Source organism: Acinetobacter sp. 226-1 (assembly GCF_030329325.1).
Classification (GTDB): domain Bacteria; phylum Pseudomonadota; class Gammaproteobacteria; order Pseudomonadales; family Moraxellaceae; genus Acinetobacter; species Acinetobacter sichuanensis.
The window spans coordinates 267,248-282,510 of the sequence record NZ_JACANU010000002.1 but is presented as its reverse complement, the minus strand read 5'-3'; the positions used below and the strand labels follow the sequence as shown (position 1 = coordinate 282,510).

12 protein-coding genes and 1 pseudogene are annotated in these 15,263 nt (G+C 38.4%); 7 read left to right on the top strand and 6 right to left on the bottom strand.

What is annotated here, in order from left to right; genetic code table 11:
- Window positions 1-203: 203 nt before the first annotated feature.
- The 6 genes and pseudogenes from rpoD to HX124_RS04765 form a co-directional block, all read left to right on the top strand.
- Window positions 204-2,093, top strand: a pseudogene (rpoD, locus tag HX124_RS04790) (RNA polymerase sigma factor RpoD); the annotation flags it as partial.
- A gap of 115 nt (window positions 2,094-2,208) precedes the next feature.
- A complete protein-coding gene (locus HX124_RS04785; RefSeq protein ID WP_107006439.1) occupies window positions 2,209-2,496 on the top strand; it encodes a YbeD family protein in 288 nt (95 codons plus the stop codon).
- A 158-nt stretch (window positions 2,497-2,654) separates the two neighbouring features.
- Window positions 2,655-3,323, top strand: a complete 669-nt coding sequence (gene lipB, locus HX124_RS04780) for a lipoyl(octanoyl) transferase LipB (protein WP_286382109.1) — start codon at window positions 2,655-2,657, stop codon at window positions 3,321-3,323.
- An 80-nt stretch (window positions 3,324-3,403) separates the two neighbouring features.
- The gene (locus tag HX124_RS04775; RefSeq protein WP_107006437.1) at window positions 3,404-3,937 is read left to right on the top strand and encodes a hypothetical protein; all 534 of its coding nucleotides are present in this window, start codon (window positions 3,404-3,406) and stop codon (window positions 3,935-3,937) included.
- Between the two features lie 3 nt (window positions 3,938-3,940).
- A complete protein-coding gene (locus tag HX124_RS04770) occupies window positions 3,941-5,125 on the top strand; it encodes an iron-containing alcohol dehydrogenase (protein ID WP_286382108.1) in 1,185 nt (394 codons plus the stop codon).
- 267 nt (window positions 5,126-5,392) lie between these two features.
- Entirely contained in the window at window positions 5,393-6,778 is a 1,386-nt protein-coding gene (locus HX124_RS04765) for an APC family permease (RefSeq protein ID WP_286382107.1), read from the top strand.
- Between the two features lie 70 nt (window positions 6,779-6,848).
- Here HX124_RS04765 and HX124_RS04760 read toward each other — a convergent pair whose 3' ends face one another.
- Window positions 6,849-7,403, bottom strand: coding sequence for a flavodoxin family protein (locus HX124_RS04760; RefSeq protein WP_286382106.1), 555 nt, complete (start codon window positions 7,401-7,403; stop codon window positions 6,849-6,851).
- Window positions 7,404-7,523: 120 nt separating this feature from the next.
- Here HX124_RS04760 and HX124_RS04755 point away from each other — a divergent pair, with 120 nt between their 5' ends.
- Entirely contained in the window at window positions 7,524-7,907 is a 384-nt protein-coding gene (locus tag HX124_RS04755) for a winged helix-turn-helix transcriptional regulator (RefSeq protein WP_286382105.1), read from the top strand.
- Between the two features lie 114 nt (window positions 7,908-8,021).
- On the opposite strand, the gene HX124_RS04750 is transcribed toward HX124_RS04755, so the two are convergent.
- The 5 genes from HX124_RS04750 to HX124_RS04730 all read right to left on the bottom strand — a co-directional run bounded on the left by HX124_RS04750 (window position 8,022) and on the right by HX124_RS04730 (window position 15,225).
- Window positions 8,022-8,501, bottom strand: a complete 480-nt coding sequence (locus HX124_RS04750; RefSeq protein WP_286382104.1) for a tRNA (cytidine(34)-2'-O)-methyltransferase — start codon at window positions 8,499-8,501, stop codon at window positions 8,022-8,024.
- A gap of 141 nt (window positions 8,502-8,642) precedes the next feature.
- Window positions 8,643-10,025 carry a siroheme synthase CysG gene (cysG, locus tag HX124_RS04745; RefSeq protein WP_286382103.1) on the bottom strand — a complete coding sequence of 461 codons (1,383 nt, stop codon included), beginning with the start codon at window positions 10,023-10,025 and terminating at the stop codon, window positions 8,643-8,645.
- A gap of 11 nt (window positions 10,026-10,036) precedes the next feature.
- Window positions 10,037-12,919: a UvrD-helicase domain-containing protein gene (locus HX124_RS04740; RefSeq protein WP_286382102.1), complete on the bottom strand. Its 2,883-nt coding sequence runs from the start codon at window positions 12,917-12,919 to the stop codon at window positions 10,037-10,039.
- Window positions 12,920-13,025: 106 nt separating this feature from the next.
- Window positions 13,026-14,297 (bottom strand): serine--tRNA ligase, encoded by a 1,272-nt coding sequence (gene serS / locus HX124_RS04735; RefSeq protein WP_286382101.1) that lies wholly within the window; start codon window positions 14,295-14,297, stop codon window positions 13,026-13,028.
- A gap of 115 nt (window positions 14,298-14,412) precedes the next feature.
- Complete coding sequence (locus tag HX124_RS04730; protein WP_286376557.1) at window positions 14,413-15,225, bottom strand: RsiV family protein; 813 nt, start codon at window positions 15,223-15,225, stop codon at window positions 14,413-14,415.
- Between the last annotated feature and the right edge of the window lie 38 nt (window positions 15,226-15,263).

The window sequence follows — 15,263 nt, the reverse complement described above, 5'->3', positions numbered from 1 at the left end:
CAAATTTAAATAGAAATGTACGAAGGGTTGAGCTTGAAAACAACAAATTCATCCCCATTTAATTATTTCACCAAAATCCGATTTTTAAGATTTTATCAGCGTAATTTTTTCTGATGAAATACACACGCTATGCACAGATAAAGCGCATAGTGATGTGATGATGCACGGTTTTTGACTGCCACAGATTCAACGAGAAGAGAGTAAAGATGAGCGATATGCATTCCCCTACTTCGCAAGTAGCGGCTCTGATTAGCCGAGGCAAAGAACAAGGTTACTTAACCTATGCTGAGGTTAACGATCATCTCCCAGAATCAATCACCGAAAGCGAACAGATTGAAGACATTATTCAAATGCTTCAAGACGTGGGTATTCCTGTACATGAGCGTGCGCCAGAAACTGACGACACCATGTTTGAAGGGAATAGTGAAGCTGCTGATGAAGTTGCAGAAGAAGAAGCTGCTGCGGTACTTGCCTCTGTAGAAAATGAACCTGGTCGTACCACAGACCCTGTCCGTATGTATATGCGTGAAATGGGAACTGTTGAACTTTTGACACGTGAAGGCGAAATTAGTATTGCTAAACGTATCGAAGAAGGGATTCGTGACGTTTTACATTCAATTGCTTACTGGCCAAACGCGGTAGAAGTTGTTTTACAAGAATATAAAGATTATGAAAATGGCGAACGCCGTCTTGCTGACATCTTATCAGGCTATCTTGACCCTGAAACTGATGAAGAGATTCCTGAAGTTTTAGAAGATGAAGCCGATTTAGATGATGATGAAGAATCATCAAATAAACCAACAAAAGATGTAAAGTTGGATGATGATGATGAAGAGGAAGAAGCTGAAGGCGAAGATGACTCTGAAGGTGAATCTGGTCCTGACCCTGAAATTGCTAAAATTCGTTTTACAGAGCTTGAAAATGCGTGGAATGAAGCAAAAGCAACACTAGCAAAATCAGGTCGTAACAGTGCTGACAGCAAAGCTGCAATGGAAGCGCTTGCAACTGTATTCATGATGTTTAAATTTACACCACGTTTATTTGACATTATTTCAGAAATGATTCGTGGTACACATGAACAAATCCGTACCTCTGAACGTGAAGTCATGCGTTATGCTGTACGCCGTGGTCGTATGGATCGTACACAATTCCGTACTTCTTTCCCAGGACAAGAATCAAACCCTGCTTGGTTAGATGAGCAAATTGCAAAAGCATCTCCAGACCAAAAAGTTTATCTTGAAAAAGTTCGCCCAGATGTATTGGCATTCCAACAAAAGATTGCTGATATTGAAAAAGAATTAGATTTAGACGTAAAAGGCATCAAAGATATTTCTAAACGTATGGCAATTGGCGAAGCCAAAGCACGCCGTGCTAAAAAAGAAATGGTTGAAGCAAACTTACGTCTTGTAATTTCAATTGCGAAAAAATACACCAACCGTGGCTTACAGTTCCTTGATTTAATTCAGGAAGGTAACATCGGCTTGATGAAAGCTGTAGATAAATTTGAATATCGTCGTGGTTATAAGTTCTCAACTTATGCAACTTGGTGGATTCGTCAGGCGATTACACGTTCGATTGCTGACCAAGCACGTACTATTCGTATTCCTGTTCATATGATTGAAACGATTAACAAGATCAATCGTGTATCTCGTCAATTGTTACAAGAAATGGGACGTGAACCAACACCTGAGGAATTAGGTGAGCGTCTAGAAATGGACGAAGTTAAAGTTCGTAAAGTGCTCAAAATTGCTAAAGAACCGATTTCAATGGAAACACCGATTGGTGATGATGAAGATTCGCACTTAGGTGACTTCATTGAAGATGGCAATATCACCTCTCCTGTTGATGCTGCAACTTCAGAAGGCTTAAAAGAAGCAACGCGTGAAGTACTTGAAAACTTGACTGAACGTGAAGCTAAAGTATTGAAAATGCGCTTTGGTATTGATATGCCAACCGACCATACTTTAGAAGAAGTTGGTAAACAATTTGATGTAACACGTGAACGTATTCGTCAGATTGAAGCAAAAGCATTACGTAAATTACGTCATCCTTCTCGTTCAGAACACTTGCGTTCATTCTTAGAAAATGACTAAGTTTTTTGTTGCTTCGATGGAGACTTGAAAATTTATCGTTCATCTCCATTAAGTAACTAAGAGCAACACAACGCCTGCACTTTTGCAGGCGTTGTTAATAAATTAGAGGTGAAACATGTTAGACCGCACACCATCTCGTGAATTACGCGAAGATCTTTGGGTATTTCCGATGGATTATCCAATTAAACTGATTGGTAATGCTGGAGAAGAATTACGTGGTGCTGTAGTCGAAATTTTGGTAAAACATTTTCCAGAGTTTGATGAAGCAACACTAAAAGTTCAACCTTCTCGTACTGGCAAATACCACTCTATTACTGCGCAGTTACGTTTTAATGAGCTTGAGCAAGTGCATGCTTTATATGCAGATCTTGCTGCTTGTGAACATATTCGTACCGCACTTTAATTAAAAAAACACGTCTCTTGGCGTGTTTTTTTATAGATCAAATTTTATTTTTCAATATCACAAAATCAAAATCATTTTTACGCTCATTAATGTTTCATCAGAACACTTCTATCTAACAAAATCACGTTATACTCTTGTCATAGCCAACTAAAAAGGACATGTCTACCGTGACTGATGTTGCTTCAAAACCACAACTCATCATCCGCCAGTACACTGATTTAACGCCCTATTCAGATCGTTTTCAGGAAATGAAAACATATACAGAACAACGTGATGAAAACTCTCTTGATCAATTGTGGATACTGCAACATCCTGATGTACTCACTCAGGGACAAGCTGGAAAGCCTGAACATATTTTGATTCCAAGCCATATACCTGTAGTACAATCAGATCGTGGTGGGCAAGTCACTTGGCATGGACCTGGACAAATGGTGATTTATTTTATGTTTGACTTAAATCGCTTAAAGTGGAATGTACGCACCTTAGTCAGCTACGCAGAAAACCTGATGATTGATCTACTCAAAAAATATGGTGTACAGGCTTATGCAAAACCCGATGCACCTGGTGTCTATGTCAATGAGCGTAAAATTGGTTCTTTAGGTTTCAAAATCCGTAAGGGACGTAGCTATCACGGTTTGGCGCTTAATATCGACTGTAACCTTGATGGTTTTCATACCATTAACCCGTGTGGCTATGCAGGCTTAGAGATGGTTCGCATTTGTGATCTTGTTGAAAATTATCCAAATTTCAATCAACTAGCACAAGATGTTACACTTTACCTCAGGGAAAGTGGCTTTTTTAATGACGTTAAAGTCATTTCGCACTAAAGGGGCTTTCTTTTTCAATAAAAACAAATTAGAGTAATTACTCTAAATTATAAATATGAACTCAATGAAGGAATAAGCGAGTGATTTCTAGTAAATCTGTAAAACCCGCTTTAGAACAAGCTTATGTCAAACTCATGATGGATGTGATTGGCAGAGGCTTGGTCATGGCGAGCCAAGTTGATGATGAAATTAAACATGAAGTTTCTGCACTTCCTGTTGGTTTCACTTTATCAATGAAAGTATTTCCAAATGGCGCTTCATTTATTGCTAAAGTCAATGAACAGCATCAACTCGAGTTACTCAAATCTCTAGATCATAAACCTGATCTTGCGATTATTTTTAAGCATCAATATCATGCCTTTTTGGTGTTTTCTTTCCAAGAAAGTACAGCACAAGCTTTTGCCAATGACCGTATGATTGCAGATGGTGATGTTTCTTATGCTATTCGCTTAGTACGTTGCTTAAATAAAATGGAAGCTTTGATTTTACCAAAATTGGTTGCTGAATTGGCAGTCAAACAATATCCAACCGAATTAAGCTTAAAAGAAAAATTAACAGGTGCAGCAAATATTTACCTTAAAGTTGCCCAATCATATTTAAAAGGGAGTGCATAACACATGGCTAAAGCATATTACGAATTTTTCTGTCCTGTAAAAGTGATCGCTGGTCATGCTGCACTGGAACATATTCCTTTTGAACTCATATCATTAGGTGCTAAGCGCCCAATGATCATCACCGATAAAGGCGTGCGTGCCAACAATCTACTGGCACCGATTGAAGCTGCTTTTGAGTCAACTGAGATTGAAATCGGATTAATTTTTGATGATGTACCACCAGATTCAAGTCTGGAAACTGTACGTGCTGTTGCACAGGCTTATCGTGCAAATCACTGCGATGCGATTATTGCCGTTGGTGGTGGCTCAGTTATTGACACAGCTAAAGCATCTAATATTTTGGTGACTGAAGGTGGTGATGATCTCACGCAATATTCAGGTGCACATAATTTACCGCGTCCACTTAAACCATTTTTCGTGATTCCAACAACATCAGGTACAGGTTCTGAAGTGACTTTGGCTGCGGTGATTTCAGACACGCAAAAAAATGTAAAACTTGCTTTCGCCTCAAATTATTTGATGCCAAATGCGGCTATTCTTGACCCACGTATGACATTGACTTTGCCATCGCATTTAACCGCGATGACCGCAATGGATGCAATGACCCATGCGATTGAAGCTTATACCTGTATTGCAGCAAATCCTATTTCCGATGCTTATGCTACCGCAGCGATTAAAAAAATCAGCACAAACTTATTCCAAGTTTTAGATGATCCAAATAATGCTGATGCTCGTTTAGAACTTGCACAAGCTTCAACCATGGCAGGAATTGCATTTTCCAACTCGATGGTGGGTATAGTTCATTCACTTGGGCATGCTTTAGGTGCTGTAGCGCATCTGCCACATGGTTTATGCATGAACTTATTCTTACCATACGTTCTAAATTACAACAAAGATGTCAATGGCGATAAAATCGCGGACTTATTATTGCCGCTTGCAGGTGCAGACATTTATGCACAGACGCCTGCAAATCAACGTGCTGAAAAAGCGATTGCTTTCCTCAACACCATGCGTGATCGTATTTATAGCTTGACTAAATTACCACGCACCTTGAGTGAAACAGGTAAAGTCACTCAAGCGCAGTTTGATGAGATTGCAGACAAAGCACTCAATGATGGTTCTATCATTTTTAACCCGAAAGAAGCCACTTTCAAAGACTTAAAATCAATCTTAGAAAAAGCTTGGTAATTGTTGAAAAATAAGCCAATATAGTTTCATTAAAAGCCTGATACTTTTTATAAGTATCGGGCTTTTATCATGCACACATCTAAGTTACTTATTTTTTGATCAATATGGCTTATTTTTTGCTAAAAAAACTAACAAAGTTACTGACAAGTGCTGCGGATATGGAGTAGATTGGCGCACTTTTGTTTTATTCGTAGGGGGGATCGTTCGTCTCAAACGATCCTTAGATAGATGACTGATCCTTGATCAAAGATTAAGAGGATAACGCCGTTGACAAATATCTCTGGGACTCAACCGGCAGCTAAACTGCAAAAAAACCTTGTGCTTTGGCACATTATCATTATTGGTTTGGCTTATATTCAACCAATGACTGTGTTTGATACTTTTGGTTTAGTATCTCAAGATAGTCAAGGTCATGTTCCGACCTCCTATATATTTGCGTTAATTGCGATCTTATTTACGTCTGTAAGTTATGGTCATATGATTAAACGCTATCCTTCCGCAGGATCTGCATATACCTATGCACAAAAATCTATTCATCCCAATGTCGGCTTTATGGTCGGTTGGTCGTCATGGTTAGACTATATATTATCGCCTTTGGTCAATATTATTCTTGCTGATATTTACCTCAGAGCACTTTTCCCAGAAGTCAACAATTGGATCTGGATTGTCGGTTTAACGATTCTTATGACGGTAGTCAACTTATTTGGCGCACGTTTTGTTGCTCGACTGAACAGTACCATTGTGTTTATTCAAATTGGTGTGATCTTATTCTTTACTTACAAAGTCTATGTATTATTGACTCAAGGTATGAATGCCGATGGCAGTTTGGATAGCTCAAAATACCAATTATGGAGCATGGCACCGTTTTGGAATGAAATGACATCTGTTGGTGCGCTGATCACAGGTGCAACGATTTTATGTTTCTCGTTCACAGGTTTTGATGCTTTATCATCACTTGCCGAAGAAACCAAAGATACTGAAAAAACCTTGCCTAAAGCGATTTTCTTAACTGCTTTAATCGCAGGTGTCATTTTCATTATCAGCACCTATTTCATGCAGATTTACTTCCCGAGTGATCCAGCTAAATATTTCCAAAAAATTGATGAAACTCAACCTGAAATATTATTGGCAATCGGGGGAATTACCTTCCAGACTGTGATCTTGTATTTTGCGATCGTGACTGTTATGGCTTCAGGTATTTCTGCACATGCAGGTGTTTCGCGCTTGATGTATGTGATGGGTCGTGATGGCGTGATCAACAAGAAAATCTTTGGTCATATCAGTCCAAAACTGTTTACCCCGACTTACAATATTTTAATTGTGGGTGTTGTTGCTTTAACTGCGGGTTTCCTGGATTTCGAACATATTGCTAACTTAATTAGTTTTGGTGCTTTAACCGCATTCAGTTTTGTGAACTTCTCTGTGATTTCACGTTATGCACTGCGTGATGGTCGCACCAAAAATATCAAAGATATTTTAAGTTATATCGTGATTCCACTGCTCGGTTTTGCCAGTGTGTTTATGATGTGGCTTGAGATTGATCAAACAGCACTTAAAATCGGTCTGATTTGGGCTGCGATTGGTGTCGGTTATCTCGCGTATAAAACCCGCGGTTTCCGTTATCCTGCACCACAACATAATGAACATGAATAATTTAAATTGATTGTTCATACATGACAAAAGGCGCTTTATGCGCCTTTTGTTTTATCTATTGCTCAGCTGATTAAGCAACAAATTTATCCGTAATTTCCTGAACACGTTTGGCAAAACTTTTTGCTGTATCCAAATCACCCGATGGAATTTCATCTACACTTGCATCCGCAGGTGACTGTACCAGTAAACCTACAGAACCACCCAGATTGTTAATATCCTGACGAGTTGCTGCTTTAGTATTTGCAGGTGCCAGACCTAAGCTGACCCAGATTCCGCCATGTTGAGATGCCAAGGTTTGCAAATAAATCAGCGTCACTTGCTTATCACCATTAAAGCTTGCGCTGTTGGTAAATCCTGCAAATACTTTGTTGACCCAGCCACGAGTAAACCAGATTTTCGATGTTGCATCTGCAAATTTTTTGAACTGCCAAGGCACACCGCCCATATAGGTTGGAGCACCAAAAACGATCGCATCAGCGGCATTCAAAGTTTCCCAATCTTGCTCCTGAATATTACCTTCCTGATCAATTGCAACCAGTTGAGCATGAATTTCATTGGCAAAAGTTTCAGCAATCACTTTGGTATGACCATAGCCAGAATAATACACCACAGCAACTTTAGACATTTTTTATTTCCATCATCATTGAACATACTTTATATGATATATTTTTGATACTAGCTGTCAATTAGTTACCTAAAAGTAACTATTATGATATGCTGAAAAAAAGCATTTTGGTTACTAAATATGAACAATCGCCCTAACTTCAATATTTATCACCCCAACTGCCCTTCACGCTTATTTTTTGAAAATATGGTGGATAAATGGATCTTGTTTATTTTAGACACTTTGCGAAATCAGCCTGAGCACTTCAATGGTTTAAAAAAGAAAATCTTAGGCATTTCCCCAAAAGTCTTATCACATAAATTAAAAATATTAGAACGTGATGGCTTTATTAGTCGTGAAATTTTGGACACTCGTCCTATTCGGGTTCAATACAGCTTGAGTGCATTGGGTTTTGAATTTTCCAAAACGGCGTTATCATTTAAACATTGGGCAGAAGCCAATATGCAGCATGTCCTTTCAGCCCAACAGCATTTTGATCAACAACAATTGATGGAAAATACTTAAGAGAAATTGATGGCTGACTAAACAATCTTGCCAGCAAACGAATTATTACAACCCAAATAAACAAAAACCCATCTTGATGATGGGTCTAAATCTAAAAACTGAAGGCTTTTTAGACTATTTCAATTCCTGAAAACCTTGCTGACGCCAAGCTTCGTACAAAATCACCGCCGTGGCATTGGATAAATTCAAACTACGTGAATTTGGTGCCATCGGCAGTCGAATCCAATGCTGTTCAGGAAACATCAAACGGACATGTTCAGGTAAACCACGGGTTTCAGGACCCATCAACAACGCCACAGGACGGTTTAAATCTGAGGTATGCGGTGTTTCAAAACCTTTGGTGGTTAATGGGTAAATCGCATCACGTTCAATGCCTTGCTCAGCCAAATGTGTCAGACATTGTTCAAAATTTTCCCAGACTTTCATATGTGCCCATTCGTGATAATCCAACCCCGCACGGCGTAATTTTTTATCATCCAGCTCAAAACCCAAAGGTTTGACCAAATGTAATTGCGCGCCTGTATTGGCACATAAACGAATGATATTTCCTGTATTTGCAGGAATTTCGGGCTCAAATAAAACAACATGTATCACTTAATTACTCACTTACTAATACTTTCATTTACGTCTGTAAAATTTTCACTTTACATTGTAGATCGCAAAAAAGTCGTTGTGTATCTCTCACTCAGGCAAAGCCTTCGTCTTGCGCTTCGGGCAACGATACTTAATCGTTGCTTATCCTCGCTCATGCCATTTTAACTGTTCACGTAAACTCACCACTTCACCAATAATGGTTAAAGTCGGTGCTTGAATCTGATGTTCTTCCACTTTAGAAGCAATATCCGCCAAAGTCCCGATCACGACTTTTTGCTCAGGGGTCGTCCCTTTTGAAATTAAAGCCACAGGCATATTTTCGCGTTGACCATGTTCAATGAGTTTTTGGCAAATTTTTTCTAAGCCGACCAAACCCATATATAAGACAAGTGTTTGATTTTCATATACCAGTTCATTCCAAGGCAACTCAGGAGAACCTTCTTTCAGATGCCCTGTCAGAAAACGCACACTTTGGGCATAGTCACGATGGGTGAGTGGAATACCTGCATAAGCCGAACAGCCTGAAGCTGCGGTGATTCCCGGCACAACCTGGAAGGTAATGCCCGCTTCGAACAGTTCCTGAATTTCTTCACCACCACGCCCAAAGATGAAAGGATCACCGCCCTTTAAACGACAAACACGTTTCCCTTCGGCTGCATACTTCACCAATAAAGCATTGATTCCATCTTGAGGAACAGCATGATTTGAACGTGCTTTACCGACATAGATTTTTTCTGCATCACGACGACACAGTTCCATAATGGCAGGTGAAACCAAGCGATCATAAATCACCACATCCGCTTGTTGCATTAAACGCAGTGCTTTTAAAGTCAATAATTCAGGATCACCCGGTCCAGCCCCCACTAAATAGACTTCACCTTTTGGCTTTTGCCACTCGTTTAATGCTTGCTCAATTAAGCGATCCGCCTCACTCAGATTGTCATTGAATACTTGTTCTTTCAGAGGACTTGCGTATAAATCTTCCCAAAAAATACGGCGCTCATCAGGATTACTGATTTTTTCCTTTACAATCTTGCGCCATTTTCCTGAAAAGTCAGCAAGTTTTCCCATACCATGTGGAATGGATGCTTCCAATTGTGTACGAATCTGACGGGATAACACAGGTGAAGCACCATTGGTCGCAATTGATACCACCAAAGGAGAACGATCAATTATCGCAGGTACCATAAAACGGCAATGTGGAGGATCATCCACACTATTCACCAATACATTTAACACTTCACATGCTTCAAACACGGCTTGATTGACTGCTTTATCATTGGTTGCTGCAATCACCAGTCTAAAACTACTTAGGCAAATTTGTGCATTAAACTTTTCAGCATGATATTGCCCTTGAGTTGAATGCACGATTTGCAATAAATCCTGCTCAATTTCAGGTGCAAGCACATGAATGATTGCCCCAGATTTTGCCAAAAGTACTGCTTTTCGATAGGCAATATGACCGCCACCCACCAACAAACAGGGCTGTTGCTGTAATTTTAATGAAATTGGGAAAATATCCACACTACGCACCTTTACAATTCGGTTTCAATTTTAGCACCATCTTTACGACCAATAACATCAAAAAAAGCCAATGTACGATTTCGATTAAACTGATTGATCTGTTTTAACCTATCTTGCCAATGCTGATTATTTGCCAGTTCAGGCACTTCAGGTTCATCCATATAAAAATCAACCCGTTGCATATTCATACTCTGATAAATCGGCTGCCATTCCCCATTGACTTTGATGACCAATTCAGGATTCAGCAAATATTGCCCATGCCCTGTTCGTATAAATAAGTGCTTGTTATATTTGTCACTGCCTGTTGTTTCGTTTTTAGACAAAAGTGAACTGATATAACTTCGCTTTAATTTCTTTTTAGCAAATAACGTACCAGATATTTTTTCCAGCGTTTGCAGCAATAAAGCACTGTCAAAACCTTTTTCATAACGAGCAAAACGCTGATAACCCTGAATCATACTCATCACGTACATAAGCTGAAAAATCATATATTCAGCATGATGAGATTCCAGTTTAAATAAGCGTTGGCTGATTTGTAAAACGATGCTGTCTTGCGGTAAATGTGCTGCGATTTCAGTCAAATTGGCTGCATACTTAGGCTGAGTGGTGACACGTTGCAGTGCAATTTGTAAAACATTTAAACCTTGCCCATCAAGCAAATCGACATCTGCACCATCCTGTATAAGTTGCTGATAAAATGCCGCATTTCCCACCCAAACAGCAGCCATTAATGGTGTTTGATTAAATTCATTGCGATGATTAATCCCAAATTTTTCAATCTTTTTCAGCAATGCGGTCGGATGTTTCACCTGATAATTCATATAGTATTTAGACAAAATACCCTGCTCAGCTTTATGTGCCACCACTTCATGACGCATATTAAAAACACTGATTGCAGGCTTAAATCCAATTTTTGCCAATTGAATTAAATACGCTTGATGCTGATAAACCACGGCATATTCAAATAAAACCAATTGAGATTTTTTGTCTTTGTCTTGCAATGCCCGATGTTCTAAATGTCGCAGTTCACTGTCTTTTAATACCACCCAATTCGGTGATTCTTCTTTTAAAATCTCACGACGAATCCGCTCAGCCTGTTCTTTTTTACCTTGCAGTTCGAGCTTCTGCGCTTCTTTTTGCCATTCTTTTAAACTGGACTGTTGATCTTGTAGATCAAGCACTTCCGCAGCCTGATCCATACCCAGCAAATGAAAAATCTGATGTTGATCTTGCTGTTCCACCCAATAAATATTAGACATTGCCCGTGTTAATCCAACATATAGGGCATTGATATAAAATTTATAAATTTCAAGTGATTTATCCGCTTTATCTTTATTACGTGCATAGACAAAATCACTTTGTAGATCCTGCAATGAAATCTCACTGCATATTTCATTAAAATGTACCGCAGACTGACTGACAAAATTATATAAAATAATATTTTGATACTCTAAGCCTTTGGCTTCCTGAATCGCAAAGACCAATGGCGTTTTAAAAACACGCTGTGCGGTTTTCTTTTGTTCTTCATGCATCACGATGACCGCAAACTGTGTGGATACCGCAGTTTTTTGATCCAGTTCATGCAAAATATCAGGTCGGTTTTTTAGAAAATAAACACCGCCCTGTATATCTGCATTACTTTGCACTAAATAATGACTTTCTTTATCAATCGAGCCAAATCGGGCATTTTTTAACAATAAAACCCGATTGGAAATTTCGGTAATTCGCTGCGCATTACGATAATTGTGTTGCAATATATGGGTGATTTCCATGCCATGATGCAGTTCTTCATGACGATAAAACAGACTTTTTACCTTTGCCCAAGAGAAAAAATTTGGATGTACAATTTGATTGGCATCTCCACATATTAAAAATAGCCCCTTATCACTGAGGCTATTTAAAATCAAATAGAGTTGAATTGCCGTAATATCCTGCACTTCATCAATCACCACATAATCATAAGCGGGTTTGACTTTTTGCAGATATTCAAAGCTTAAAATATTAATATCAGATAAATTATTTTTCTCAAGTTCAGTCAAATAATGCTGAAAAATTCGATAAACTTCAGTCCTTTCTTCAACACTGAATATTGATTGTTTAATGCCAAGATTTAAATAATCCTGTTCAGACAAATAAGCCTGATCTGTCATTGCACCCGTCAATACACCTTTAAATTCTTCATAAATACTGTGTGCATTGAAGCTATTTTTATAATGCACCTTATACCATGTTCTAAAAAATTCAATATCAGCAAAAGCATGTTCAGGAATTGCTATACTTTCAATAAAATCCTGATAGGAGTAAAAATCGACCAATTGTCGATCATTATAATATTGGTCAGAATAATATAACTCACGTGAGTTTTTCACCAAAAATGAAGATAAAGTGACATATAAAATCTGCCCTTCCAACTGCTTCATTTTTTCCAATAAAATAGCGGTTTTACCGCTACCTGCTGAACCAATAATCACCAAAGGCGGATATTGTTTATAAATATGCTGCTGCACATCATCAAATGAAATAAATTTGTTTAAATAGACAAAATTGGGGTTATTGGCATTGATATACACCAATTGTTCCTGTGCTTCCATTTCATCGATAGATTCAACATCAGGAATTTCAGCTTCATTGATTTGAACATCTTCATTTAAAAACCGCGAGCCTTGATAATCATGATTTTTTAAATATTCTAAGATTAAAATATAATTTTTTTGTTGATATTGATAAACAGAAAATAAAATACGATCGCTACGGTTCAGTTTGGCACGATATAAATTTGGTTGAATTTTTTTAACTTCTGCGGATTTAAAATTATCATCTTGCAAGTAGGCAATAAGTTTATCCAAACCCATAATTTTTTGATTTGCTAATTCATTATAAATTAAGACATCCATCTCAAATTCAAACTCAACTGATTTCAATATTTATACTAATGATAAAAAATAAGCCAAATATCAAATTTGGCTTATTCTATTTTAAATCTAAACGCTGAACTGATGATTAATCAATAAAGCTAACTCCGCCCATATATGGACGTAAAACTTCAGGAATTTCGATGGAACCATCTGCACGTTGATAATTTTCCATCACTGCAAGTAAAGTACGCCCTACAGCCAAGCCAGAGCCATTTAAAGTATGCACAAATTCAGTTTTCTTTTGGTCTGCACGGTAACGGGCTTTCATACGACGTGCTTGGAAATCCCACATATTTGAACATGAAGAAATTTCACGATAGGTATTTTGGCTAGGCACCCAAACTTCCAAGTCATAGGTTTTGCATGCGCCAAAGCCCATGTCACCACCACACAGTACGATTTTACGATACGGTAAACCTAAAGCTTGCAAAATGCCTTCTGCATGCCCTGTCAAATCTTCCAAAGCTTGCATAGAATCTTCAGGTTTAACGATCTGAACCATTTCAACTTTGTCAAATTGGTGCTGACGAATCAAACCACGGGTATCACGACCATAAGAGCCTGCTTCACTGCGGAAACATGGCGTATGTGCTGAATATTTTAAAGGTAAACGCTCAGGATCAATGATTTCGTCACGCACGAAGTTGGTCACAGGTACTTCTGCTGTCGGAATCAGGTAGTATTCCTTTTCACCTTGTAATTTGAATAAATCTTCTTCAAATTTAGGCAGTTGACCTGTGCCACGTAAAGAATCAGCATTCACCAAATAAGGTACATAAGCTTCGGTATAGCCATTTTTCAGCGTATGCGTATCGAGCATAAATTGCGTCAATGCTCGTTGTAAACGCGCTAATGGACCTTTGAGCACACTAAAACGTGTACCTGTGAGCTTGGTTGCGGTTTCAAATTCCAAACCACCCATCATTTCACCCAGATCGGTATGGTCTTTGATCTCGAAGTCAAACTGACGCGGTGTGCCCCATTTTAAGATTTCCACATTGTCGCTTTCATCTTTACCTTCAGGCACGGATTCGTGTGGCATGTTTGGAATAGACATCAATTTTGCATCAAGTTCAGCTTGTAACTCGTTCAGCTCAACTTCCGCAGCTTTGATTTCATCACCAATTGCAGACATACGTGCCATGATTTCAGAAGCATCACCGCCCGCTTTTTTGATTTGACCAACTTGTTTTGCACCCGAATTACGCTCAGCTTGCAGATTTTCAGTTTTGGACTGAATTTCTTTACGGCGAGTTTCAAGTGATGCCCACTCCTCGACATTGAGTTGCACACCACGTTTTGCCAAGGCTAAATTTACAGCCTCAATATTATTTCTGATTAATTTCGGGTCGATCATAGTCAATCTAAATAAGAGAAAAAAACTGATTATAGTGTAAGCTCTTCACCATAAAAAATACAGTGACAGAGCAAATTCACAGGAGAGATTTTAAATATTGTGTTGAAAAATGAGCTTATTCTGCCTCAACAGGCTTTTCAGCGACAGCTTCAATCACAGGTAAACTTGGTAAATACTCAGCTTTGACCAAATCTCTTGCACTTAAATAAGGTAAAGTAAGCTCTGTCATCCCTTCTGCATAAGATGCTAATTCATATAAAGGATAAACAAAAACAATCCCTTTGGGTCCGTAATAATAGTTATCACTGAGCTGTAATTTTTCACGAGTAATATCGTGTTGCGTCAACCAATTGGCATTGGCATCATACAATTGTTCAGCCACCTTAGCCTCAACATTCGGTTTTAAAATATCTGTTAATGCCAAACGTTTTTGGTTAGATAAATCAAAAGTGACATATTCATTATGATACATGCCATGCGCTGCACCTGCTGCGTAGGTATAAGACTGGATCATAAAAGTCGCTAAATTATATTGCTGAGAAATAAAACGAACATAAATTGAACTTTGGCTTAGTCCTTTTTTGTTTGCTGCCTCATTACTTGTTGCTGTTGCCTCTTTCTGAGTTTTTTCAAAAGCACTTGGGACATCTTTTTTGATACGATTTAAAAAGTAATCATCAATCCAAGCAACTTGCGTTTTAACCGTTTGAAAATCATATTGAGTACAACCATCTTCATCGCAAAATTGTTTTTCAGGCAGTGCTACACGCTCCATTTTTGCTTGAATCAAAGGAATTTCAATTTTTTTTGCTTGATCTGTAGATGCTGCTTCTACCTGTGAAGCAGGTTTTTCTTGACAGCCTGAAACCACCAATAAAATGGACAGAAGTGCAGAAGCGACCAAAGTTTTCTTTAAATGTACTTGCATGATACGGTCTTTCAAACATGTATTGCGATACAAGTATC

Bases quoted from the DNA above. Each gene is read 5' to 3' on its own strand.
- HX124_RS04785 (WP_107006439.1), top strand. From the start codon at position 2,209: ATGTTAGACCGCACACCATCTCGTGAATTACGCGAAGATCTTTGGGTA.
- HX124_RS04755 (WP_286382105.1), top strand. From the start codon at position 7,524: ATGAACAATCGCCCTAACTTCAATATTTATCACCCCAACTGCCCTTCA.
- serS (WP_286382101.1), bottom strand. From the start codon at position 14,297: ATGATCGACCCGAAATTAATCAGAAATAATATTGAGGCTGTAAATTTA.
- lipB (WP_286382109.1), top strand. From the start codon at position 2,655: ATGTCTACCGTGACTGATGTTGCTTCAAAACCACAACTCATCATCCGC.
- HX124_RS04730 (WP_286376557.1), bottom strand. From the start codon at position 15,225: ATGCAAGTACATTTAAAGAAAACTTTGGTCGCTTCTGCACTTCTGTCC.
- HX124_RS04740 (WP_286382102.1), bottom strand. From the start codon at position 12,919: ATGGATGTCTTAATTTATAATGAATTAGCAAATCAAAAAATTATGGGT.
- HX124_RS04770 (WP_286382108.1), top strand. From the start codon at position 3,941: ATGGCTAAAGCATATTACGAATTTTTCTGTCCTGTAAAAGTGATCGCT.
- HX124_RS04760 (WP_286382106.1), bottom strand. From the start codon at position 7,403: ATGTCTAAAGTTGCTGTGGTGTATTATTCTGGCTATGGTCATACCAAA.